Genomic DNA, 22,469 nt, shown 5'->3' on the forward strand with positions numbered 1-22,469 from the left:
ATCTCTGATCAGCCGTTGCCCCTTTTACGCATACGTTGGGTGCCGCAGTTGCCGAAGCTCGTCGAACCGCCGAAGGCCTGGACGCTGGAAGCCGAAGACGCCTCGTTGGCGCGTAGGTTGGTGACAAGCCCGTTGAAGGCGACACAGACGTCCTTGGCCTGCGCTTTCACCGGACCCGCGTAGTACTTGTAGGCACCCTTGTCCTCGAACTTGTTGGCGCCGCTTCCGACGAAGAGGGTCGCCCTGGTCAGGGTGGGTTGCCCCACGAAACTCGACTTGATGGTGACGACGCAGTTCTCCCCGGTATGCGCGTTGTAGAGCAGGTGGACATAACCCCGGACGATGCGCCTCTCATCGGTCACCGTCCGGGTGCCGCCTGCTACCTTCCCGAAGCCGCTGCCGCACACCTGCTCAGGGGTGTACCCGCTCCCGCTCCCCGCGGTGGAGGCGGAGGCTGGTAACGCGCTGAGGGCGGTCGCGAGCAAGGCCGCTGCGGCGAATCGTGCCGTGAGCCTGCTCATCCGCTCGTTGTCGCTGAAGCTCATGCTTAGTACCTCCTTGGGTACGGTCGGTCGAATCTTTGGCAAAGGGCCCGGTATTTCCGAGGTTGGCGGGCGCGGCGGTTGTCCGGAACCGGTTGGGCGTGAAATCGCTGGTGAAGTCCGGACAATGAGTTGTCCGCGGACAATCGTTCTGTTCAACTGATCACCAGAGAGAGAAGGGAGCGGGAAGGAGGCGACCGCGATGAGCGGCCGGGTGGGCAGGCCCCAGGGCAGGCCGAGAGGGAGCACGGAGCAGGCGAACGCGCTGGCGGAGTTCCTGCTGACGCTGACCAGCGGGTTGACCGTCCGCGAGCTCGCCGAGCACTACCACGTGGGCAAGACGCTCTGGGGCGAGTACCGCTCCGGCCAGAAGATCATCCCGCTGGAACTGCTGCGCCGGCTGGTGCAGGACCGCACGCCGGACGAACGCACCCGCCAGGTACGCATGGAGACGGCCGCACGGCTGCACCAGGCGGCCCTTGAGGGACCACTCCAGACACCCGCTCCAGCGGCCTCACCGTCGATCACCGGGCCGTCGGCGGCGCCAGAGCCCGCAAAGGCATCGGCCGGGAGCCGGCGCCCACGCCCCCTGACGCGCAACATGCTCAACAGCGGTGGAGCCGGAATCGTGCTTCTCGCGGTGCTCATGCTGCTGCTCGGATTAGGCCCGGCGAGCAGCATGGACACCGCCGCGAGCGCGCCCGGCACCCCCGAGGTCGGCGATGCCCCGACGGCTGCGCCGCTCACGGGCACCAGCGTGTTCGCCATCGGTCCGGATGGCCGTGGCATCTTCCAATGGGACGGCGAAGACGCGACCCGGTGGACCAGGATCGGCGCCGCCGCGAAGCAGCTCTGGTCCGGCCCTGCGGGCCTGTTCGCGACCGGGATGGACAACCTGCTCTACGCGTACGGAGGGCGTCCCGGCTTCTGGTTCCCCATCGGCGAACCTGGCGGCGACCTCGCCATCAGCGGCACACATGTCTACCGGCTGGCCGCAGACCGTCAGGCCGTACACATCTGGGACGGGCACGGCACATCATGGACCCAGATAGGCGGCCCGGCGGCGCGGTTGTACGGCGGTGAGCCGGGCCTGTTCGCGACCGACCCGAACGACGGCCGGATCTTCACCTACCGGGGCCGCCCCGGCCAATGGGATTTCGTCGGGACGGCGGGCGCCTCGTTCGCACTCACCAACCGGAACCTGTACGGCCTCACCCCGGAACGGACCGCGGTCAACCGCTGGCTCGCGGGAGCGCGACCGCCCTGGGCCTACGCGGCGGGCCCGGCCGACGACCTGTACGGAGGCGCCGCCGGCCTCTTCTCCACCGACCCGTCACGCGAGCGGCTGCGCGTCCTCATGGAGCCGGGGATCGACACCAAGAACCAGAACTGGCAGGACATCGGCCCAGCGGGCGCGGAGGTGCGGGTCGGCCGGCGAGAGGTGTACGTCCTGAGCAAGGATCGCTCGCAGATCCTCCGCTGGTCCCGCGACACCGGCACCTGGCGCCGCATCGGCGGACCCGCCCGAACCATGACGGTGTGGGCAGCCGGGGATGACGCGGGCGCGGGGAGAGCCGGCAATTCGTAACGGTGTGGCGGATCGATCGGCACCCTGTTGACACCTCGTAACACGCGGCTGATGATCGCCATCAGGGCGCCCGCAGGCGCTGTGCGCGTCGGGTCGGGTCGGAGCTCTTCGCTGGAGAGAGGCATACCATGCGCATCGCGAGCCGATTATCAGCCGCCATCATGGCCGGCCTGCTGCTCATCGCCACCCTCGGTGGCCCCGCTAGGGCGACTCCTGCCACCATGTCCAGGCTGCTCATGGGTCCATGTCTGGTGAACTACTCGGTCACCACCTGGCCCGGCGGTTTCAGCGCAGACGTCGCCATTACCAACCACATCATCCCGCCACCCAACGGGACGCTCACCTTTATTCTTCCGAGTAGCCAGCAAATCACCCAGACGTGGGACGCGACCGCGACCCAATCGGGTCAGCAGGCTACGCTCGTTCTTCCTCCCTGGCACCCGAACATCGGGATGGGAGAGACATACAAGCTCGGCTTCAACGCGACCGAGGGCGGGGTGTACACCAACGCGTTCGCCTTCAGGCTCGCCGGCCAGCTCTGTGACGTGATTTACCAGCCCTGATGGTTCCTAACCGCGACCGACCTCCAGCGCGGGGCACCACGGCGACTGTTCGCGGGCGCCGACCCGGCCGCAGAACCCCACCTGCGCCGGTTGACCGAGCCCATCCACGTGCTGGACGGAGATGAGCTTGTCCAGCGGAACCTGACGATCGACATCGCCGCCGAAGTCGATCATGCCGCTCTCCCCGTCGAGCGCCTTGTCGCCGTGCACGCCGCTGATGGCGTGCCAGACCGCCGCCGAGGTCAGGGGCATGCCAGGAGCCTCCTCCCGCAGCTGCTTGACGGCGTTGACGTAGAGCCTGACGGCGTCGAAGGCGAGCGACGCGTGACCGTCCAGCGAGGAGCTCGCCACCTGGCCGCATTCGTCGGGGAAGAGCGTCTCCAGCTCCGCGTAGAGCTCGTTGGTGCCCTCGCAACTCGCCGTGCCCAGCGTGAAGTCGAGGAAGTCGTACGTGATTCCGGGAAAGATCTTGCGTCGGTCCACGTCGGCGGCCATGCGGGCCACGTCGTCGTCGCCGAGAATGGCGGGCGGATCGGACTTGCACACCTCGTTGATGCCACCGAGCATCGTTTCGAAGTCCTCGGGACGTCCGGCGAAGAAGATCAGGCCGGAGTAGCGGCACGCTTTCCTGCCGACCTCGCTCGGCCCGGCGGCGTTACCGTCGGTCTCCATGCCTGAAGGGGAGTACGCGACCGGTTCCGTGGCGAATCCGCGGGCCTTGAAGCTCTTCACGACATCGTCTTTGAGATTGGTGCTGTAGATGTCCGTGGCATCGGCGGAATAGACCACGCGCACCTTGCGCGCCAGGTTGCCAAGGTGGGCGGCGTACGCGGCGGCGATCTCGGCCTCTCGCCTGTTCTGCGGCGCGACCTGGAAGTACATCGGCGACTGGGTGACAAGCCCGTCCGCGGAGGCGGTCGTGGCCACCATGGGCAGCCCGGCCTTGGTCAGGGCGCGGATCGTCCGGTTGGTGGCCTCCCTGCTCTGGTCGAGCCCGGTCACGCCGAGGACCGTGGGATCCTTCTCCTTGAGCCGCGCCAGGATGTCGACGGCCTGGAGGCCGTACGTCATGCCCGATCCCGCCCTCGCCGGGTAGATACGGACGATGGGCTCCGCGGGGCCGGACTTGTGGAGCTGACGCGACTGCGCGCTGGCCGCGCCCTGCAGAGCCTCGCGCACGAAGGCCAGCGCCTGCGGAGATCTGCCCGTGCTGAGCAGCGCCGACAAGTGGACGAGTGTGATCAGGGGACGCTCCGGATCCTGACTGTGCAGCTCGTCGGCCTTACGGTTCAGCTGGTTGATGGTCTGGATGGTGTTTTGCAGCTTCGCGTCGGCCGACGGGATGGCGAATCCGTACGGCGCGACGCCGACGCATTCACCCGTGGGCATCGTCTGAAGCGTGCTGGAGTCGGCCACGGACGAGCCCAGCCCGCAGTGGGCACTCCGGTAGTCCTGGCCTGCGGACCACTGCTGGAAGCCGGCACCGCTCAACCCCGACATCGCGGTGATGACGAGCAGCACGCTGGTCGAGCGACGCGCCCAGCGTGGCGGCTCGGGAATCCGCAGCCGCGCGTCCTGGCTGACCTCCGTGCGCCGGACGACGTTGTATTCCGGGTCGTCCGGCGACATGACGTCCGGCACGGTCACCGGCAGATACCAGGGAGCCCGCGTCCTGAGCCGGGCCCGGCGCAGGAAGGTGTCCCGCCAGCCGTCGTAGAGGCCGTCACTGAGTCCCCAGAAGCGGTCGTCGCCCCAGTCGGAGCGGAGCCGGGAGCCCGGTTCCGGCACTTCCGCGCGGCACGCGATGACGAGCAGGGGATCGAACGCGCCCGTATCAATGCGGACATCGATGATCGTCTCCAGGAGCGTGTCGCCGCCGTTCTCCTCGCTCGTCCCATCGAGCAACGCCACACAGTACGACATGCGCCGCGCCGCTCTGGGACGCCAGAAGCGGCGACGATAGGCGACGCGAAGGTCCTCCAGAAAGGCGTTGACCATGAGCTTGCGGAGCTGCTCGACATTCGCGACATCTTTATGCGGACCGGTCAGTCGTTCGGCGAAACCGGCGAACGTGCCGGGATCCTTCGGCGCGAGATAGGACTGGCGGAGCAGCCACTGGTACTCCCCGCCGAGCCCCAGGCGCATCCGGAACCAGGCGAGCGGAAACACGTGCACGCAGAGCACCCACAACCACCAGGGCACGCGGCCGCCCACCGCGAGTTCCGCCTGTGGCGAGCGGAGGAATCCGAACACCCACCTGCGGCGGACTTCTCGCTCACTGAGCCTGCGCAGGAGCGTCGGCGGATGATCCTCCACGCCATCCGGGTGATCCTCGACGCCGTCCTGCCGCAAGAGCCAGTTCACCAGGCCGAACCTGCGGAAACGCACCTTGCCGTCGCGGCCGTTGACGTTGCTCCCGAGCCCCTGCGCCAGCGTCACCAGCGCGTCGCGGGTGGCCTCGACGGAGGCGCGCTCCGAGGCCAGCGCCTGGTCGCTGAAGGTGCGCAGGCCGTACGGCACTCGGCGGGGATCGGTTTCACGGAGGAAGTGGGCGATGCCCTGGGTGAGCGCTGTGTGGTTTCGTCCGCCGACCAGGTAGATCACCGGCAGGCCCTCCCTGCCCTGCATCACGCCTCTGTGCCGCTCAGGTAGGGGACATTCCCCGCGTCTCGGCCGGCGGACGACCTTGGCGATCAGCCGCAGCAGGGACCCGGCGCCGGGGAAGACCGGGATGTCGGCAGGCGCGGGAACCGTGATGTCGGCAGGTGCGGGAGAGGCCATGACGAATCCAGACGAATCCAGGGGAGGGGAGAGGGGGCGCGACGGCTCCGGCGTTCAGCATCTCACCCGGCGATGTCTCGCTGAGGCCTTTTCCGCAGTCCCAGGCACGAGCTGAAAGGGAGTTTCTGTCGCAGCGGTGCTCTAGTCTCCCGACAATTGATCAAGCCGGAAAAATCGGGAGAAGCGCGGAAATGACCTACCTCGAGCTGTCTGAGGACGGCGCCGGATCGCACAAGTTCTACGAGGTGACGGTGGCGGGCACGCTGGTCACGGTCACCTACGGGCGCATCGGCGAGGCCGGACAGACGAAGGCCACCTCCTTCCCCAGCGTGGCGAAGGCGCAGGCCGCGGCGGCGAAGAAGATCGGCGAGAAGACCCGCAAGGGCTACGCGCCCGCCGTGCGCGGAGTACGCCAGCGCCGGGCCGTCACCCGCAGGGTCATCGCCAGCACCCGTTCGACCGCCCGGCAGGCGCCGGTCCTGTGGCGCTTCGACAGCGGCGCGGCGGCGTTCGGCATCTTCGTGGACGACGAACGCTGCTGGGTCGGCAACCAGAATGGCGACGTCTACACCGTCACTCACACCGGCACGGTGACCGGCCGCTTCCGGCTGCCCGACGGCGTCAAGTGCATCGTGGCCGACGACTTCTGGATCTACGCCGGATGCGACGACGGCCGCGTGTACGACCTGAGCGGCAAGGTGCCGAGGTCCGCCTACGAGATCGCCGCCGACGTGGACATCTACTGGCTGGACATCCACGACGGCGTGCTCGGCGTCTCCGACCGGGCGGGCCGGATCACCACGATCGACTACGAGGACGAGTTCCAGTGGGCGCGGACCGGCACCGGTGAGTCCGCCTGGATGGTCAGATGCGACGAGGACGCCGTCTACCACGGCCACTCGCGCGGCGTCGCCCGCTACGACATCTCCGACGGCACCCTCGTGTGGGAGAACAAAGTGGCCGACAGCGTGCTGTTCGGCTGGCAGGAGGAGCACTCCGTCTACGCGGGCACGGGCCGCAGCACCGTCCGCCGCCTGGCCAAGGGCGACGGCCGGGTGGAGGCGACCTACCAGTGCGACGCCGCCGTCTACTCCTGCGCGACCTCGCCGGGCGGCCGCCACGTCTTCGCGGGCGACAGCCACTCCTCGGTCTACTGCTTCGACGCTTCCGGTGAGCGGCTGTGGAAGCTCGCCACCGGCTGCGGGTCGGCGTTCTCCATGCAGTACTTGGACGACCGCCTCTACATCGTCACGACCGACGGCTCCCTGGTCTGCATCGACGCCAGTGAGGAGGCCATCGCCGCGGCCCGCGCGGGCAACGTGCCGCAGCCGGTGGACGTCAAGGCGGCGGCGTCGCTGCGGATGGTCGAGCCGTCCACCGTACTGGAGACCGTGTTGGAGACGGTCGTGGAGTCCGGTGGCGCGGGCGAGGGCGTGGTGGTGGAGTGCGTCAGGGAGGGCGAGCGGTTGCGGGTCCGCGTGGTCAGCCCCGGTTACGAGTCGTGGAACGTGCAGTTCCCCAAGGACGTCCGGGAGGCAGGCGCCCGTTATCTGGTCGACGGCGTACGCTCGGCCGGGCAGGGCGGCTTCTACCGAGCGTACGGGGAGATCAGGCGCCTGCTCTGACCCCCGTCCTTGAGCTCGCCACCGCCGTCACGCCGCGTGCATCGGCTGGTCCCCGTGCTCGCCGGTGCTGTCCGCGCGGGCCGGGAGAAGCAGAGCGGTGATGATCACGGCCACGGACAGCACCGCGCCGATGATGAAGGCCAGCCGCATGCCGTCGAGGGTGGCGAGCACCTGCGTGACTCCCTCAGACCTCAGGGTTTCGGCTCGCGCGCTCATCACGGTGACTACGAGCGCGGTGCCGATGGCCGCGGAGACCTGCTGCAACGTGCTCAGGATCGAGCTGGCGTGGGAGTAGAGCGACGGGGGAACCGCGCCGAGCCCGATGGTGAACACCGGGGTGAAGGTCGCGGCCAGACCCACCATCAGCAGCGCGTGCAGTCCGAGGAGCTGCCAGAACGGCATGGTCATCGTGATCTGGGTGAAGCCGGCGAGCGCGAGCGTGATGCCGATCGCGCCGGGGACGATCAGCACCCGGCCGCCGAACTTGTCGAACAGGCGGCCGACGATCGGACCGAGCAGCCCCATCGCGAGACCGCCCGGCATCACGAGGAGTCCGGTCTGCAGGGGAGTGAGCAAGCGGATGTTCTGCAGGTACAGCGGCAGCAGGATCATCGAGCCGAGCATCGCCATGAAGGCCACCGACATCATGATCAGCGCGACCGTGTAGGTGCGGTGGCGCAGGGTACGCAGGTCCAGCAGCGGCGTGCCGCGCTTCTGCAACGACAGCTGGCGCACGACGAAGACGGCGATGGCGAGCAGACCGGCCGCCACGATCGCGGCGGCGACGCCGACGTCACCACCTTCGAACCGGCTGAGCCCGTAGACCAGACCGCCGAAGCCGGCCGCCGCGGTCACGACGCTCAACCAGTCGATGGTGCTGGACTTGGTCTCCCCGACGTTCTTGAGCCGCTCCAGGCCGCCCCAAGTGATCAGGGCGGCGATGGGGAGCACCACGGCGAACAGCAGCCGCCAGGACCCGAACTGGAGGATCACTCCCGAGACCGCCGGACCCATCGCCGGCGCGACCGAGATGGCCAGGGTGACGTTGCCCATCACCCGGCCCCGCTCCTCCTCGGGCACGACCTGCATCAGCGTGGTCATCAGCAGCGGCATCATCACCGCCGTCCCGGACGCCTGGATGATGCGGGCGCCGAGCAGCACTTCGAACGACGGCGCGGCGGCGGCCAACGCCGTGCCGAGCAGGAACAAGCCCATCGCGGTGGAGTATGCGCTGCGCGTGGAAACCCGCTGCAGGAACCATCCGGTGATGGGGATCACCGCGGCCATGGTCAGCATGAAGGCGGTCGAGAGCCATTGCGCGGTCTGCTCGGTGATGTGCAGCGCTTCGATCAACCGAGGGATCGCATTGATCATGATCGTTTCGTTGAGGATCACCACGAATGTGGCGAGCACCAGCAGCCGGATCACGGCCGGGGTGCGACCCGAAACGGCGGCCGCGGGTTTGGCGGGTGAGTCGAGCTCTGGGCTGAACACGGTACCTCTATCTGGGTTGTCGGACATGATGTGGTCATCGGGCTCACACGATGTTGTGGTCACGCAAAGACTGACCGGCACCACCGACAAAACTCATCGCCCCCGCCCCAGCATTCCGGTGAGTGAGGCGAAATGTCACCCGGTTTTCACTGGCGGCCGATGACGATCTCCAGGTCGTCCGCCGGAATGACGGCGCCACTCTGGCCGGTAGGTTGACCGACCATTAGCCTGTGCGGTGATGAGCGTTGAAGGGCTGCTCGCAGGCGACCCGAAGCACGTCGGACGCTACGCGTTGACGGGACGGCTCGGCGCCGGCGGCCAAGGCATCGTCTATCTGGCCAACGCGCCGGACGGCGCCCAGGTGGCGTTGAAGGTGATCAACGCCGAGGTGGGTTCCGATGCCCGCCGCCTGTTCGAGCGCGAGTTCGCCATTCTGCGGCGGGTCTCCAGCTTCTGTACGGCGCAGGTCCTCGACGCCGATGTGACGGCCGACCCGCCGTACATCGTCAGCGAGTACGTTGCCGGCCAATCCCTCCACGCCTTCGTCGCCGAACACGGGCCTCTCACAGGACCCGAGCTCGACCGTCTCGCGGTGGCGACGGCCACGGCCCTCATCGCCATTCACCGGGCCGGCATCGTCCATCGCGACTTCAAGCCGCAGAACGTCCTCCTGGGGCGCGACGGCCCACGCGTCATCGACTTCGGCATCGCCCGCGTACTTCAAGACGGCGCCGCCCTAGCCAGCGCCCAAGTGGGCACTCCCCGCTACATGGCCCCCGAGCAGATCCGAGGTGAGGAGTTCGGCCCCGCCGCCGACATCTTCGCCTGGGGCGCCACCATGGTGTACGCCGCCACCGGCCGCTCCCCGTTCGAGGCCGGCTCGCTGCCCGCCGTCCTGTATCGCGTGCTCAACGAGCCGCCCGACCTCGGCTCCCTGCCAGGCCATCTCCGCTCCCTGGTAGGACGCTGCCTCTCCAAGGATCCCGCTGACCGTCCCACGGCAGCCGAGCTCCCGCTGTCCATCATGGATCTCGGCGTCGGCCCCCCAACCGAGCCGCGTCCTGCTGCCGTACGAAAACCAACGAGACGGGCGCGGCGCACGATATTAGCGTCGAGCGCGATCGCCACGGCCCTCATCCTGGCGGGCGGCGCGCTCTGGTGGGCGAGAACGAACGAGACAACAACGACGGTCACAGAGCCCGCGACGACCAACGAGCCTCCGGGATACTCCCAAGCCGCGGCAGGGGCGGCACGGACGGCCTTCGAGGCCTGGTACAGCCTCGACTACACCGACTACGACGCCGGCGAGCGCCGTACGCTGGCACTGCTCTCCGGGACAGCGGCGCAGGACTACCAGCATCTGGTCGCCAATTCCAAGAACGCGGTGGTGGCCGCGAAGGCGAAGCAGACCGCGCGGGCGACCGCCGTGGGCATCGTGTGGGCCTCGCCGCAGCGGGTGTCGGTCATCGTCACCGGACTCAGCGCCATAACCCGCAACGGAACCCCGACGAAGTCGGAGGACCCCCTGCTGTTCGCCGAGATGGTCCCCTCAGGCGCGGGCTGGAAGATGGACTACGCGCGAACCACACCGTCCGGCTCCCCGGCTCCGGCCGACGCCGCGTGGCCCACAGCGCAGGTACGGCAGATGGTCACCGACGCCGCCCACTGCCAGACCGAGGCGTTCATCAACGGGCCGCGCCTGGAAGAGCGGCCGGACTTCTTCGATCGTTGCACCACGGGACGGGCCGAGCAGTGGTGGCGAGAGCTGGCCGCGGTCCCGGATGCTCAGGTTCCCGCCTGGTGGAGCTGGCAGTACCGGGAGATCGGTACGGCCTTCGAACGCTTCGACGGGCCCGACGTAGCCACCTTGATCCACCTCGGCGACTCGGCCAAGGCGCCTGACCACGAGGTGGTGGCGTACCGGCTGTACCTGCGCCGGGTCGACGGGCGTTGGAAGCTGGAGGACGTCACTTCGCCGAAGGACAATCGATCCATGTTCGAGCGGCGTACCAAATGAGCCCGACCGCCCCGATCCGTCCCGGCGACCCGGAACGGATCGGCCGCTACCGGGTGCTCGGCCGACTCGGCGCGGGCGGCCAGGGCGTCGTCTTCCTCGCCACGGGGGCCGACGGACGGCAGGTCGCCGTGAAAGCACTGCCCCGGATCTCTGACGAGGCCGCCCGGCATCGCATGGCGGCCGAGCTGGAGCTGCTGCGCAGGGTCTCCGGTTTCTGTACGGCGCAGGTGCTCGACGCCGATCTGACCGCCGACCTGCCACACATCGTCACCGAGTACGTCCCCGGTCCCTCTCTGGCCGAGCTCGTCCGCCGCGAGGGCCCCCTGCGCGGCGGGGCACTGGAACGGCTGGCCGTCGCCACCGCCACCGCGTTGACCGCGATCCATCGCGCGGGCGTCGCCCACCTGGACTTGTCCCCCCGCAACGTGATCATCGGCCCGGACGGCCCCCGCGTCGTCGACTTCGGCCTCGCCCGCGCCGTCGGCGGCCCCACCACGAACCCCCTCATCACCGGCACGCCCGCCTTCATCGCACCCGAGCAGTTGGCGGGACACCCACCGGCTCCCGGAGCCGACGTCTTCTCCTGGGCCGCGACGCTCGCCTACGCCGCGACAGGCCGTCCTCCGTTCGGTGACGACGCGGTGCCGACCGTCGTCTACCGCGTACTCCATCAGGAACCCGACCTGTGCCCGGACACCGACCTGGACGGTTTCCTGCGCGCGATCCTCCAGACCTGCCTGGCCAAGGACCCAGCCCTCCGCCCATCCGCCCAGGACCTCCTGTATCACCTTGTCGACCGCACCCCACTGAAGCCTGCCGAGGTACCGGCACCGACACCGGCACGCGGCTTGCGGTGGGGATGGATCGCCGCGGTGGCGGCGGTCGTCGTACTGATCGCGGGTGGACTCGGCGTGATGATGTGGAAAGGGTCGCCCGGCCAGCCCGGCGACGGAGGAAGGCCGGCGAGCGCGGGTGTCCTCGCGCCGCCACCGCTCTACGCCTTGGAGGCCGGAGCAACGGCTCGGACCGCCTACGCGATCGTCAACAGCTTCGACTACAAGACGCTCGACAAGGACCTCCGGGCAGTGGATGAGGCGACCACCGGACGTGCGGGCGTGGAGTACACCGGCCGCCTCCAGGACCAGGCGCGACAGATCCGCGACGAGAAGATCGTGCAGCGGGCGGTGTCATCCGAGAGCGGCATCGTCGCCGCACGACCTGACCGGGTCGTCGTACTGGTCTGGGGCCAGATCAACACGACCAAGGGTTCCACCTCCGACTACCACCTCGGCGGCGTGGTCATGGAGATGCGCAGCGTCGGAACGGTGTGGAAACTGGACCACGTCTGGCCGCCGAGTCCGCAGCCGGATTCGGCCGAGATGACGACGGGGGAGTGGCCGTCCGGCCGGACGACGACGCTGCTGTCGGCCGCGTCGGGCAACGGTACACGCGCCATCGCCCTGGAAGCGCTCACCGCGACGGGCGCACGGGTGTTCCGCCTCGGCACGGACGGGACCGTGACCAGGCTCAACCTGGTCCCCGACGGCAGCTCTTTCCGGGTCGAGAGCAGCCGGGAGCTTGGCGCGTCCTGAGCCGTTCAGCGCTTACGAACGTAAGTGGTGTCGCTGCCGAGGAGGATGCCGTCGGCGCTGGTCGGCGCGATTTCCGGCACCGGGGCCCCGTGCTGGTCGACAAGGGTGGAGTGGGTCTCGCCGGGGGCGAAGGCGTGGCGTTCTCCCCACTGCCGCAGGGTGAGGATGACCGGAAAGAGGTCACGGCCGACCTCAGTGAGCACGTATTCCTGGCGGCGCCCCGATGGCGCGGTGCGCTGGGCCAGGAGCCCGTGAGCGATGAGCTTGCGGAGGCGGTCAGTGAGGATATTGCGGGCGATGCCCGTCCGCCGCTGGAACTCGGTGAACGATCGGGCCCCGTCCATCGCGTCGCGGATGACGAGCAGGCTCCACTTGTCGCCGACGAGGTCGAGCGTGCGGGCGACGGGGCACTCGGGGTCGGTCCAGTCGGGGTTCGCGGCGCTCATGTGACACCTCCCGATCGGTTGCAGATTGAAACCATTATGTCGTACGGTCGAATTGGTTGCAATCTGCTACTGATTGAGTTTGGAGTGCGATGGACATGTGGCGGCGGGTGCTGCTCGCGGTGGTGTGCGGTGTCGCGGTGGCGAGCATCTATGCCGCGCAGCCGGTTCTGGAGCCGATGGGACACGATCTCGGTCTGTCGGCCGAACTCACCGGGTGGATCGTCGCGATCGGCCAACTCGGCTATCTGGCCGGGCTGGTCCTGCTGGTGCCACTTGGCGATGTGGTCGACAGACGCCGACTCATCGCCGCGCACCTGGCGCTCACCGCACTGGGCATGATCCTGACGGCCTCGGCGTCAGCCTCATGGGTGGCGTTCGCGGGGCTCGCGGTGGCTGGGGTGTTCGCGGTCGTGGTGCAGACCACGGTGGCCTACGTCGCGTCGGTCTCGCCGCCCGCCGAACGCGGACGGAACATCGGCGTCGTGACCTCGGGCGTTGTGGTCGGCATCCTGGGCGCGCGGGTCGTCACCGGCACGCTCGCCGAGGTGTGGGGCTGGCGGAGCGTCTATGCCGTGCTCGCGGTGCTGTCACTTGGGCTGGCGGCCGTCGTCCTCGTCGTACTGCCGTCAGAGGAGCGCCCCAACCGGCCTACGGGGTACGGGCGGGCTGTCGTCTCACTCGGCCGACTGTTCGGGCAGCGCGTCTTCCTGACGCGGGGGCTCATCGCGTTCTTCCTGTTCGCCTCGTTCGGAACCCTGTGGAGCGGACTGTCCCTGCCGCTGACGAACACGCCATGGCAGCTGAGCGAGAGCCAGATCGGACTGTTCGGCGTCGCCGGACTCGCCGGCGCACTCGGCGCGGCACGCGCGGGACGGTGGGCGGATGCGGGACGGGCGGCCCCGGTCACCGGTCTCGCGCTCACCCTGCTCATCCTGTCGTGGGCAGCCATCGCGCGGCTGCCGTGGTCACTGTGGCTCCTCATCGTCGGAATCGTGGCTCTCGACTTCGCGGTCCAGGCCGTACATGTGAGCAACCAGCACCTGCTCGCCGCCGCGCATCCGGAGCGCACCAGCAGCGTCATCGGCGGCTACATGGTCTTCTACTCGCTCGGCTCCGCCCTCGGCGCGGCCGCGACCACCGCCATCTTCACCGCGTACGGCTGGGCGGGCTCCAGTCTCCTCGGTGCCGGATTCGCGGCCTGTGCGTTGGCCGTCTGGGCGACCGACAGACGGCGAGTAGCCGGTGCTACGACATCAGCCACGTGGTGAGGGCGACGGCGGCCTCGCGTAGGTCGTCGTCGCGGCGCTTCTCACTCAGCTGGTCGACGGTCAGCCGGAACTGCGGGGCCGTGACCACGAACACCTGGTTGTACAGGGACCGACTGCCAAGGGCGATCTCGGTGCCACCGGACTGCGCTTCGACGCCGAGCGTGGTCAGCTCGGGGACCTCGACCTGAGGGAAGTCCTTGTACTTGGGCGGCGCCGACGGAAGGGCGACCGTCACCGAGGCCGTGGGAATCTTCTTTCCCCAGGAGCAGGTCAGCGCGCCGCTGGCGTCGTACCGCTTGCTGAACTTCTTCCCTTTGATCAACGCGCCCATGGCCGCGACCATCCGGGGATCGTCACAGCTCTTCGGCAGCGCGAACGGCCGCGGAAGTGCGGTCGTCGCGGTCAAGGTGGGCGGCGCGCTTGATGTGGCTGGTGTGGAGGTCCCTGAGGAGGCGGCAGGGCTGCCACCACCGCAGCCTGTGAGCAGGCCGCCGAGGACCGTCACCCCTAATAAGACCTTGGAAATCATGGACATGCGCCAAGTATCCAAGATCGCCGGGTGTCCAACCAGGGACCGTTTCTCAGGGAGTTCTAAGGCGGGCTTTATAGCTCTTTCGACTTATTTTTATGAATATGGGGTGATGGAGCGCGGGCCGCAGGAGGCTGATGCGGCCGAGGTTCGGGGAGCCGTGGCCGGTGGCGCCTGGCGGTTCGCCGTCGCGGGCGGCGCGCTTCTCGTCGTGGCGCTGCTGGCGTACTGGCTGGGAAGCAGTGGTGGGAACGGCGAAAAAGCCGCGCCCAAGCCGAGCCCGACGCCCAGTGCGACGCTCACGGCAGCCGAGGTCTTCAAGAGGGTCGGGCCGTCGGTGGCGGTCATCCAGACCGGGAAGTCGCTCGGAACCGGGGTGATCGCGGCCGAGGACGGGACGATTCTGACGGCGTACCACGTCGTCAAAGGCAGTAATAACGACAAAGGCGTCACCGTGACGTTTGCCGACGGCACCAAGACGAAGGCCACTATCGCGTCGTCGAACCCCAAGCGCGACGTCGCGACCCTCAAGCCCGCGAAACTGCCGGAGATCGTCGTCCCGGCGACGCTCGGCGGTGCCGTGGCCGTGGGCGCGCCCGTCACGGCGATCGGCAATCCGCTGGGCCTGACCTACAGCGTCTCCACCGGCGTCGTGTCGGGCCTGAACCGGAGCGCCGAAAAGGGCGACCTGAGTGGGCTCATCCAGTTCGACGCCTCCGTCAACCCGGGCAGCTCCGGCGGCCCCCTCCTGAACGCTCGCGGCCTGGTGATCGGGATCGTCGTCTCGATGGCCGACCCGGGAGGCGACGAGGCGTTCGCCGGGATCGCGTTCGCGGTGCCGATCGGCGTGGCCCTGGGCAGCGAAGGCGACGGCCCGCCGGGCGGGCCGCAGATCTAGAAGGAAGACAATGACCTCGACCACGTCCCCCGAGTCGGCCCATCCGCTCGAACAGGTGCTGTTCGAGGTCAAACGCACGATCGTCGGGCAGGACGTCCTGCTGGAGCGCATGGCCGTCGCGCTGATCGCCGACGGGCACCTGCTCGTCGAGGGCGTGCCGGGCCTGGCCAAGACGCTCGCGGTACGGTCGCTGGCCGCCGCTATCGCCGGGAGTTTCCAGCGCGTCCAGTTCACCCCCGACCTGGTGCCCGCCGACCTCGTGGGCACGCGGGTCTACCACCAGCACTCCGGCGAGTTCCGTACCGAACTCGGCCCGGTGTTCGCGAACCTGTTGCTGGCCGACGAGATCAACCGCGCCCCCGCCAAGGTGCAGAGCGCCCTGCTGGAGGTGATGCAGGAGCATCAGGTGACGATCGGCCGTGAGACGTTCCAGGTGCCGGAGCCGTTCCTGGTCATGGCCACGGAGAACCCGATCGAGTCGGAGGGCACCTACCCGCTGCCCGAAGCGCAGGTCGACCGATTCATGATGAAGGTGGTCGTCGACTATCCGACGCAGGCCGAAGAGCAGGCGATCGTCGCACGGGCGCTGCGCCCGCCGGAGCCGCCACAGCCGATGGTGACGGCCGAGGACCTGGTGGCGATGCGGGTTCGCGCTCGGGAGGTGTACGTCGATCCGGCGATCGTCGACTACGCGGTACGGCTGGTCGCCGTGACACGCTCCCCCGCGACGGCCGGGCTGGGCGAACTGGAACGGTACGTCACCTACGGGGCGAGCCCGCGCGCGTCCATCGCGCTCGTCACGGGCGCTCGGGCGCTGGCGTTCCTGCGCGGTCGCGAGTACGTCCTGCCGCACGACCTGTCCGAGCTCGCGCTCGACGTGCTGCGTCACCGCCTTGTGCTCTCGTACGAGGCCCTCGCGGATGAGGTCGACGCGGACACAGTCATCACCAGGGTGCTCGGGGCCGTCCGGGCGCCCGACGTCGTCCTGCAGAAGCGCTGAGCCATGGCCACCGCCCCCGAGAAGCTCCTGCTCCGCCTGGAGTGGAAGGTCGTCCGCCGACTGGACGGCCGGCTCCAGGGCGACCACCGCACCGCACATCGTGGCTCCGGGATCGACTTCACCGGGTTGCGTGCCTACAGCGACGGCGATGACGCCCGGCACATCGACTGGAACGTGACCGCCCGGCTGGACGAGCCGCACCTGCGGGTGTTCACCGAGGACCGGGAGCTGACGGTGTGGCTGGTGCTCGACCGGTCGGCGTCTATGGCGGCCGGTCGGCCGGGGCGCGGCAAGCACGACGTGCTGGCTGAGCTCGCGCTGGTCCTCGCTCGGCTGTTCGGGCGGGGTGGTAATCGGGTCGGCGCGCTGCTGTACGACACCGGGATGCTGCGCGTCGTGCCGCCCGGTACGTCCCGGCGGCACGCGCTGCGGATCGGGGCCGAGCTGGAACGCACCGCCGAACGTACCTCTAAACGCACGTCTAAACGCACCTCCAAGGCCCGCCCCGGCGTCACCACTGACCTGGCGGAGATGCTCGACGCCGCCGGACGGCTCGCGCGCCGCCGCGCCCTCATCGTCGTCCTGTCGGACTTCATCGGCGACGGCGACTGGGAACGCTCGCTCCAACGCCTGGCCCGGCGGCACGAGGTGGTCGCGCTGCGCATCGTGGACACGGCCGACGACGTGCTGCCCGAAGCCGGGCTGATCGTGGTCGAGGACGCCGAGACCGGCGAGCAACTCGTCGTCGACTCCGCCGACCCGCTGCTGCGGGTCCGCTTCCGCGCCGCCGTCGACGCCCGCGACGCCCAGCTCACGGCGGGCATGCGCCGGGCCGGGGTACCCGTGCACCGCATCGACACCGACCGCGATCTGGCCGAGGCACTCGTCGAGGTCGTCGCCCGAACCCGGGACCGGTCGCGATGACCGAGCTCAACAGTCACCCACACCCGGGACCGGCCGTCATGACCGAGCTCAACAGACATCCGCACCCGGGACCGGCCGTCATGACTGAGCTCAGCAAAGGCGAAGGAGCGGGCGCATGACCCTGTCCTCCCCGCTGCTGCTGGCCGTCGGACTGCTCGTCACGGCGGCCCTCGCCTGGGCGGCCGTCCTCTCGGCGCGCCGGAGGACGGCCGCACTCGCCGCGGCAGGCGTCGCCGTGCCGGGCGCCCGCCGTACGCATCTCGGCATCGGCCTGACGATCGCCGGCATCGCCGTACTCGCGATCGCCACCGCCGGACCGGCGGCCATGGTGCCGGTCCCACGGACTGCGGGCACCCTAATCCTCGCCATAGATGTCTCCAACAGCATGGGCGCCGACGATGTCGCGCCCACCCGCCTGGCGGCAGCGCAGCGGGCGGCCCGCGCGTTCGTGGCGGCGCAGCCCGACAGCGTCGACATCGGAGTGGTCGCGTTCGAGAGTGGCGCGCTCACCACCGCACGTCCCGCCGCCGACCACTCCATCGCGCTCAAGGCCATCGACCGGCTGAAGATCACCGGCGGTACCTCGCTGGCGACGGCCATCACAGCCTCACTTACGGCGATCACCGGCAAGCAGGTGGCCATCGGCCGCGACGGCACCGCGCCAGACATCGGCTACTGGCCGTCGGCGACGATCGTGATGTTCTCGGACGGCCAGAACCAGGGCGCGGACGTCGAACAGGCCGCCGCAGTGGCCCAGAAGGCAGGCGTACACATCCAGACGGTCGGCGTCGGCACCACCGCCGGGGCGACGGTGCAGGTCGACGGCTACCACCTGCAGACCTCGCTCGAAGAGGACACCCTTACCTTGATCGCGCAGACCACCGGCGGCGCCTACCGCCCCGCCTCCGACGCCGCGCGCCTCGACGGCATCGCCGACACGATCGACCTGCGGCTCACCGTCTCCGACGAGCCGCTGCCCCTCGCCGGCGGGCTGATCGGGCTCGCCCTTGCCCTGCTCGCCGCAGGAGCGGCGCTCACCGTGCTCCGGTCTGGACGGGTGATCTGAATGTCGTTCTCATGGCCGTGGGCGCTGCTGTCAGTCCTGGTCATCCCGTTGATCTTCGCCATCCGAGAGTGGGCGCGACGCCGCCGCCGACGGTCCGTCGTGCGCGTCACCTCGATCGCGCTCGTACGGACCGCCCTGCCCGGCCGTACGCGCTGGACACGGAAGATCCCCGCGGCACTGTTCATCGCCGGGCTCGCGCTGCTCGCGGTCGGAGCCGCGCGACCGCAGGCGTCGGTGCCGGTGCCGATGAAGTCGGCGACGATCCTGCTCGCGTTCGACACCTCCGGCTCCATGTGTTCCACGGACGTCGACCCCAACCGCATCACGGCCGCGAAGAAGGCCGCCGTGGACTTCATCGAGTCGCAGCGGGGCGGGCCGCGCATCGGCCTGGTCACCTTCGCGGGCACGGCGGGCCTGCTCGTCCCTCCCACCGACGACACCGACTCGCTGATCAAGGCGCTGGACAACCTCACCGTGTCCAAAGGCACCGCGATCGGCCAGGCCATACTCACCTCGATCGACGCGATCGCGGAGGTCGACCCGTCGGTTGCCGCCACCGGCGCGAAACCCGTGGACGTCGGGGCAGGCTACGCCGGTGCCGCGATCGTCGTGCTCACCGACGGCGCCAACACCCAGGGCGTCGAGCCGCAGATCGCCGCGCAGGAAGCGGCCGCACGCCGCGTCCGCGTCTTCACCATCGGCTTCGGCACCACGAACCCGACCCCGATGGTCTGCGACAACACCCAGTTCGACGGCGGCTTCGGCGGCTGGGGCGGCGGTTTCGGCGGGCGCGGCGGATTCGACAGGGGCCGGAACCCCCGCACCATCGACGAGCCCGCACTCAAGCAGATAGCCAAGACCACCGGCGGCTCCTATCACCGCGCCGAGAACGCCGACCAGCTCCAAAACGCCCTCGCCGCCCTCCCCGGCAGCTTCACCGTCATCCACCAGCGAGTCGACACAGCCGCCGCCTTCGCCGCCGGCGGCGGCATCCTCATCGCCGGGGCCCTGTCCCTCTCCCTCTGGTGGAACCGCTCCCGGACCCCGACCCGCTGACGGTGTCACCGAGCCTGAACATCACCGAGCCCGCGGTCGTCAGAAGATTGGCTGGCAGCAGGAAGGGCCCTCCGGTGAACATCAACCAGAGGCCGTGTTCGGGGAGGAAGGCCATTGTTGAAGTTCCAGGTGCTCGGTCCCATGAGGGTGCTGAGAGGCGACACAGAGATACCCATCAAGGCCCCGAAACAACGTACGGTGCTCGCGCTTCTCCTCAGCAGGGCCAATCAGTTCGTCTCCATCGACCGGCTGATTCAGGAGGTCTGGGACGAGGAACCGCCCGCGTCGGCGAAACAGACCCTTCAATCACTCGTCTCACGGCTCAAACGCTCATTGGAAGCAGGCGCGCCTGGCGCGGTGGTCAGCTACACGAACGGATACGAGCTCGTCTTATCCAACGGCGCCGACTTCGACATGCGGACATTCGACGACGCCGTGACACGGATCCGGGCGCGGGCCGCCGCCGGCTACGGCCAGGACGTCGCCGCGTGGGTCGACCAGGCGCTCGGGCTTTGGCGGGGCTCCGCCTTCGACGACGTTCCGGCGACACCGGTCATCTCGGCGGAGGCCACGAGGCTGGAAGAGGCACGGCTGCAGCTCTGGGAGATGTGGGCCGACATCCGGCTGGCCCGCGACGCCCACGAGGAGGTCATCGTCGGGCACCAAGCGCTGCTCGCCGAGCATCCGGTACGCGAGCGGCTGTGGGGTCAGCTCATGCTCGCCCTGTATCACAGCGGTCGCCGGACCGAGGCGCTCAAGGCGTACATCGAGGTGCGTGAGCTGCTCGTCAGAGAGATCGGCGTCGAGCCCGGAGGAGAACTGCGACGACTCCACGCGCAGATCCTCGACAGCACGGTTCCTCCCGCTGAAACCCCCACGAAGACCGACGTGCGCGCCAACCCGGCCAACCGCGCCGCGGTTCTCCTTCCCCGCCAGTTACCGCCTGACCTGGCGCGTTTCATCGGAAGGCAGGAGGAGCTGGCTGGGGCGCGTGAGCTGTTCCGCCAGGGCAGGGCGCGCAACAGGGGCACCGTGATCGCGATCTCTGGCATGGCCGGGATCGGGAAGACCATGTTCGCGCTCCATCTGGCTCATCAGATGCAGGACAGGTTCCCCGACGGGCAGCTCTTCGTGGATCTGCACTCCTCCGAGGCCCAGCCACTCGACCCGGCCGAGGTGCTGCAGCGTTTTCTGCGGTGGGTCGGAACCTCCGGCCAGGACGTGCCCACTGAGCCAGGGGATCGGATCGCGATGTACCGCAGCGTGCTGGCGAACCGCCGCATGCTGGTGGTGCTCGACAACGCCGCGAGCGAGGCACAGGTGGAACCGCTGCTGCCCGGCGGGCACCAGTGCTCGGTGCTGGTGACCAGTCGCAGGAGGCTGCCCGGGCTCGCCGGAGCGCATCACTTCGAGCTCGACCTGTTCACCGAGGAGCAGGCCGGCGAGCTCCTAGCGGACGTCATCGGGCCGGACCGGACGAGCGGCGGGTCAGAAGAGGTACGGCGGCTGGCCGCGCTGTGCGGACGCCATCCCCTCTCGTTACGGATTTCCGCCACCCGGCTGGCGGCCAAGCCGCACTGGACGATCGACCTGCTGGTGAAGCGACTGGCCGACGAGCGGAACAGACTGGCCGAGCTGGAGTATCGCTCCACCACGGTGCGGGCCGGTTTCAACCTGAGTTATCAGGGGCTTCCTCCCCGGGCGCAGCGGTTGTTCCAGTTACTGGGGCTGCTGCGGGTGCGCACGTTCGCCGCCTGGCTGGCCGCTCCGCTTCTCGACACCTCCCTGCGCGAGGCCGAGGAGCACGTCGAGCTGCTCGTCGAAAACCAGCTTCTGCAAGTGGCGGGCCGTGACCGGGCCGGGCAGTTTCGCTACCGCTTTCACGATCTGATCCATCTCTACAGCCGAGAATTGGGACAAGCCCATCTGACGGCGTACGAGCGGATGGCGGCGATGACACGGCTGCTGGGTGCCTGGCTGACGTTGGCCGATCGTGCCCATGACACCAGCTACGGGGCGAATTTCCTGCTCAATCACGGCGACTTCCCCAGATGGCCGCTGGACCCGTCCCACTGTGACAGCCTGCTGGCCGATCCATGGACGTGGTGGGACACCGAACGTGAGTCATTGGTCGGCTTCATTTTCCAGGCGGCCGACGAGGGCGCGCACGAGGCATGCTGGGACCTGGCGGTCACCTCTACGACCCTTTTCGGTACGTACGGATACCTTGACGACTGGCAGGTCACCCACGACGCGGCGCTCGCCGCCACCCGGCGGCATGCGAACCGGCGGGGCGAGGCCATCGTCCTGAGCCACATGGGTGCGCTTCGGATATACCAGCGCCGCTACCAGGAGGCCCTCGGCTTCCTGTCCCAGGCAGCGGCGAATCTGGCCGAGCTGGGTGACATGCGGGCGCTGGCGCTCTGTGATGTGGGCATGGGGATCGCCAAGCGGGGGCAGGGTGACCTGCGCGGTACACTGCGGCATTTCCGCGAGGCGTACGAGCTGCTGAGTGAGCGGGCGGATCCGTTGGCCGAAGCGCACGTTCTTCTCCAGATGGGGCAGACCCACCTCGCGTTGCTCGATGTGGCGGACGCGGAGGGCGCCCTTGACCAGGCCCGTCTCCTCGCGCGCAGTGTCGACAGCGGGCCGGTCGAGGGCTACATCCACTACTGGCTGGGGATGACCTACCTGAGCAAGCAGGATTACGCCGCGGCGAGTGGTGCGTTCTCCCGGTCGGTCCGCCTGCTTTCGACGACCGGAGACACACGAGCCGAGGTGTCCGCGCTGGAGGGCCTGGCTCGTAGTCACCTTGAGGCCGGAGAGCGCGAGAAGGCCGGTCACCTCCTTCTTCAGGCCGGCGCGATGGCGCATGAGGTGCCCGACCGCGCCCGTGCGGTACGTGCGCTGACCGAGATCGCCACGCTGATGGCGGAGCTGGGTGATCACGGCCACGCCCTCGACATGGTGAACCGGGCGATCGGTCTGTGCGCGAGCGTCGGGGACGCCGAGACGAAGGCGGGACTGCTCGATCGGCTCGCCGAGGTCCGGCACGCAGGTGGGCTGTAGCCGCCGGGCCG

General features: G+C 68.9%; 17 protein-coding genes. 12 read left to right on the forward strand and 5 right to left on the reverse strand.

The window, feature by feature from the left end:
* Positions 1-8 precede the first annotated feature (8 nt).
* Positions 9-545, reverse strand: a complete 537-nt coding sequence (locus tag ACQP2T_RS06250) for a hypothetical protein (RefSeq protein ID WP_433515240.1) — start codon at positions 543-545, stop codon at positions 9-11.
* Between the two features lie 199 nt (positions 546-744).
* Between ACQP2T_RS06250 and ACQP2T_RS06255 the strand changes: the two genes are divergently transcribed.
* Positions 745-2,130: a hypothetical protein gene (locus ACQP2T_RS06255; RefSeq protein WP_433515241.1), complete on the forward strand. Its 1,386-nt coding sequence runs from the start codon at positions 745-747 to the stop codon at positions 2,128-2,130.
* 128 nt (positions 2,131-2,258) lie between these two features.
* Positions 2,259-2,693, forward strand: coding sequence for a cellulose binding domain-containing protein (locus tag ACQP2T_RS06260; protein WP_433515242.1), 435 nt, complete (start codon positions 2,259-2,261; stop codon positions 2,691-2,693).
* Positions 2,694-2,699: 6 nt separating this feature from the next.
* Here ACQP2T_RS06260 and ACQP2T_RS06265 read toward each other — a convergent pair whose 3' ends face one another.
* A complete protein-coding gene (locus tag ACQP2T_RS06265; protein ID WP_433515243.1) occupies positions 2,700-5,474 on the reverse strand; it encodes a hypothetical protein in 2,775 nt (924 codons plus the stop codon).
* A gap of 191 nt (positions 5,475-5,665) precedes the next feature.
* Here ACQP2T_RS06265 and ACQP2T_RS06270 point away from each other — a divergent pair, with 191 nt between their 5' ends.
* On the forward strand, positions 5,666-7,099 hold the full coding sequence (locus tag ACQP2T_RS06270) for a WGR domain-containing protein (RefSeq protein WP_433515244.1): 1,434 nt from the start codon (positions 5,666-5,668) through the stop codon (positions 7,097-7,099).
* 27 nt (positions 7,100-7,126) lie between these two features.
* Here the strand turns inward: ACQP2T_RS06270 and ACQP2T_RS06275 are convergent, their stop codons facing one another.
* Positions 7,127-8,593 (reverse strand): MDR family MFS transporter, encoded by a 1,467-nt coding sequence (locus ACQP2T_RS06275; protein ID WP_433515245.1) that lies wholly within the window; start codon positions 8,591-8,593, stop codon positions 7,127-7,129.
* Positions 8,594-8,831: 238 nt separating this feature from the next.
* Between ACQP2T_RS06275 and ACQP2T_RS06280 the strand changes: the two genes are divergently transcribed.
* Together ACQP2T_RS06280 and ACQP2T_RS06285 are read left to right on the forward strand one after the other, a co-directional pair.
* Positions 8,832-10,610: a serine/threonine-protein kinase gene (locus ACQP2T_RS06280; RefSeq protein WP_433515246.1), complete on the forward strand. Its 1,779-nt coding sequence runs from the start codon at positions 8,832-8,834 to the stop codon at positions 10,608-10,610.
* Complete coding sequence (locus tag ACQP2T_RS06285; protein ID WP_433515247.1) at positions 10,607-12,202, forward strand: serine/threonine-protein kinase; 1,596 nt, start codon at positions 10,607-10,609, stop codon at positions 12,200-12,202. Before ACQP2T_RS06280 ends, ACQP2T_RS06285 begins: the two co-directional genes overlap by 4 nt.
* 5 nt (positions 12,203-12,207) lie before the next feature.
* On the opposite strand, the gene ACQP2T_RS06290 is transcribed toward ACQP2T_RS06285, so the two are convergent.
* Entirely contained in the window at positions 12,208-12,648 is a 441-nt protein-coding gene (locus ACQP2T_RS06290) for a winged helix-turn-helix transcriptional regulator (protein ID WP_433515248.1), read from the reverse strand.
* A gap of 89 nt (positions 12,649-12,737) precedes the next feature.
* Here ACQP2T_RS06290 and ACQP2T_RS06295 point away from each other — a divergent pair, with 89 nt between their 5' ends.
* Positions 12,738-13,916, forward strand: coding sequence for an MFS transporter (locus tag ACQP2T_RS06295; protein ID WP_433515249.1), 1,179 nt, complete (start codon positions 12,738-12,740; stop codon positions 13,914-13,916).
* Here the strand turns inward: ACQP2T_RS06295 and ACQP2T_RS06300 are convergent.
* Positions 13,894-14,451, reverse strand: a complete 558-nt coding sequence (locus ACQP2T_RS06300; RefSeq protein ID WP_433515250.1) for a hypothetical protein — start codon at positions 14,449-14,451, stop codon at positions 13,894-13,896. The two genes, ACQP2T_RS06295 and ACQP2T_RS06300, sit on opposite strands and share 23 nt — an antisense overlap.
* Positions 14,452-14,557: 106 nt before the next feature.
* On the opposite strand from ACQP2T_RS06300, the gene ACQP2T_RS06305 reads away from it, so the two are divergent.
* The 6 genes from ACQP2T_RS06305 (at position 14,558) to ACQP2T_RS06330 (ending at position 22,458) form a co-directional block, all read left to right on the forward strand.
* Positions 14,558-15,343 (forward strand): S1C family serine protease, encoded by a 786-nt coding sequence (locus tag ACQP2T_RS06305; RefSeq protein WP_433515251.1) that lies wholly within the window; start codon positions 14,558-14,560, stop codon positions 15,341-15,343.
* Positions 15,344-15,353: 10 nt separating this feature from the next.
* On the forward strand, positions 15,354-16,343 hold the full coding sequence (locus ACQP2T_RS06310; RefSeq protein ID WP_433515252.1) for an AAA family ATPase: 990 nt from the start codon (positions 15,354-15,356) through the stop codon (positions 16,341-16,343).
* A gap of 3 nt (positions 16,344-16,346) precedes the next feature.
* Positions 16,347-17,267 carry a DUF58 domain-containing protein gene (locus tag ACQP2T_RS06315; RefSeq protein ID WP_433515253.1) on the forward strand — a complete coding sequence of 307 codons (921 nt, stop codon included), beginning with the start codon at positions 16,347-16,349 and terminating at the stop codon, positions 17,265-17,267.
* A gap of 115 nt (positions 17,268-17,382) precedes the next feature.
* Positions 17,383-18,333 carry a VWA domain-containing protein gene (locus ACQP2T_RS06320; RefSeq protein ID WP_433515254.1) on the forward strand — a complete coding sequence of 317 codons (951 nt, stop codon included), beginning with the start codon at positions 17,383-17,385 and terminating at the stop codon, positions 18,331-18,333.
* The gene (locus ACQP2T_RS06325; RefSeq protein WP_433515255.1) at positions 18,334-19,389 is read left to right on the forward strand and encodes a VWA domain-containing protein; all 1,056 of its coding nucleotides are present in this window, start codon (positions 18,334-18,336) and stop codon (positions 19,387-19,389) included. It abuts the gene before it with no gap.
* Positions 19,390-19,530: 141 nt separating this feature from the next.
* Entirely contained in the window at positions 19,531-22,458 is a 2,928-nt protein-coding gene (locus tag ACQP2T_RS06330) for a BTAD domain-containing putative transcriptional regulator (protein WP_433515256.1), read from the forward strand.
* Positions 22,459-22,469: the final 11 nt, after the last annotated feature.

Origin of the sequence: Nonomuraea sp. CA-143628 (assembly GCF_050942315.1) — a bacterium.
GTDB lineage: Bacteria > Actinomycetota > Actinomycetes > Streptosporangiales > Streptosporangiaceae > Nonomuraea.

Excerpts from the sequence above, each read along its gene's own strand:
- ACQP2T_RS06250 (WP_433515240.1), bottom strand. The coding sequence starts at position 545 with ATGAGCTTCAGCGACAACGAGCGGATGAGCAGGCTCACGGCACGATTC.
- ACQP2T_RS06255 (WP_433515241.1), top strand. The coding sequence starts at position 745 with ATGAGCGGCCGGGTGGGCAGGCCCCAGGGCAGGCCGAGAGGGAGCACG.
- ACQP2T_RS06260 (WP_433515242.1), top strand. The coding sequence starts at position 2,259 with ATGCGCATCGCGAGCCGATTATCAGCCGCCATCATGGCCGGCCTGCTG.
- ACQP2T_RS06265 (WP_433515243.1), bottom strand. The coding sequence starts at position 5,474 with ATGGCCTCTCCCGCACCTGCCGACATCACGGTTCCCGCGCCTGCCGAC.
- ACQP2T_RS06270 (WP_433515244.1), top strand. The coding sequence starts at position 5,666 with ATGACCTACCTCGAGCTGTCTGAGGACGGCGCCGGATCGCACAAGTTC.
- ACQP2T_RS06280 (WP_433515246.1), top strand. The coding sequence starts at position 8,832 with ATGAGCGTTGAAGGGCTGCTCGCAGGCGACCCGAAGCACGTCGGACGC.
- ACQP2T_RS06285 (WP_433515247.1), top strand. The coding sequence starts at position 10,607 with ATGAGCCCGACCGCCCCGATCCGTCCCGGCGACCCGGAACGGATCGGC.
- ACQP2T_RS06290 (WP_433515248.1), bottom strand. The coding sequence starts at position 12,648 with ATGAGCGCCGCGAACCCCGACTGGACCGACCCCGAGTGCCCCGTCGCC.
- ACQP2T_RS06295 (WP_433515249.1), top strand. The coding sequence starts at position 12,738 with ATGGACATGTGGCGGCGGGTGCTGCTCGCGGTGGTGTGCGGTGTCGCG.
- ACQP2T_RS06300 (WP_433515250.1), bottom strand. The coding sequence starts at position 14,451 with ATGTCCATGATTTCCAAGGTCTTATTAGGGGTGACGGTCCTCGGCGGC.
- ACQP2T_RS06305 (WP_433515251.1), top strand. The coding sequence starts at position 14,558 with ATGGAGCGCGGGCCGCAGGAGGCTGATGCGGCCGAGGTTCGGGGAGCC.
- ACQP2T_RS06310 (WP_433515252.1), top strand. The coding sequence starts at position 15,354 with ATGACCTCGACCACGTCCCCCGAGTCGGCCCATCCGCTCGAACAGGTG.
- ACQP2T_RS06315 (WP_433515253.1), top strand. The coding sequence starts at position 16,347 with ATGGCCACCGCCCCCGAGAAGCTCCTGCTCCGCCTGGAGTGGAAGGTC.
- ACQP2T_RS06320 (WP_433515254.1), top strand. The coding sequence starts at position 17,383 with ATGACCCTGTCCTCCCCGCTGCTGCTGGCCGTCGGACTGCTCGTCACG.
- ACQP2T_RS06325 (WP_433515255.1), top strand. The coding sequence starts at position 18,334 with ATGTCGTTCTCATGGCCGTGGGCGCTGCTGTCAGTCCTGGTCATCCCG.
- ACQP2T_RS06330 (WP_433515256.1), top strand. The coding sequence starts at position 19,531 with ATGAGGGTGCTGAGAGGCGACACAGAGATACCCATCAAGGCCCCGAAA.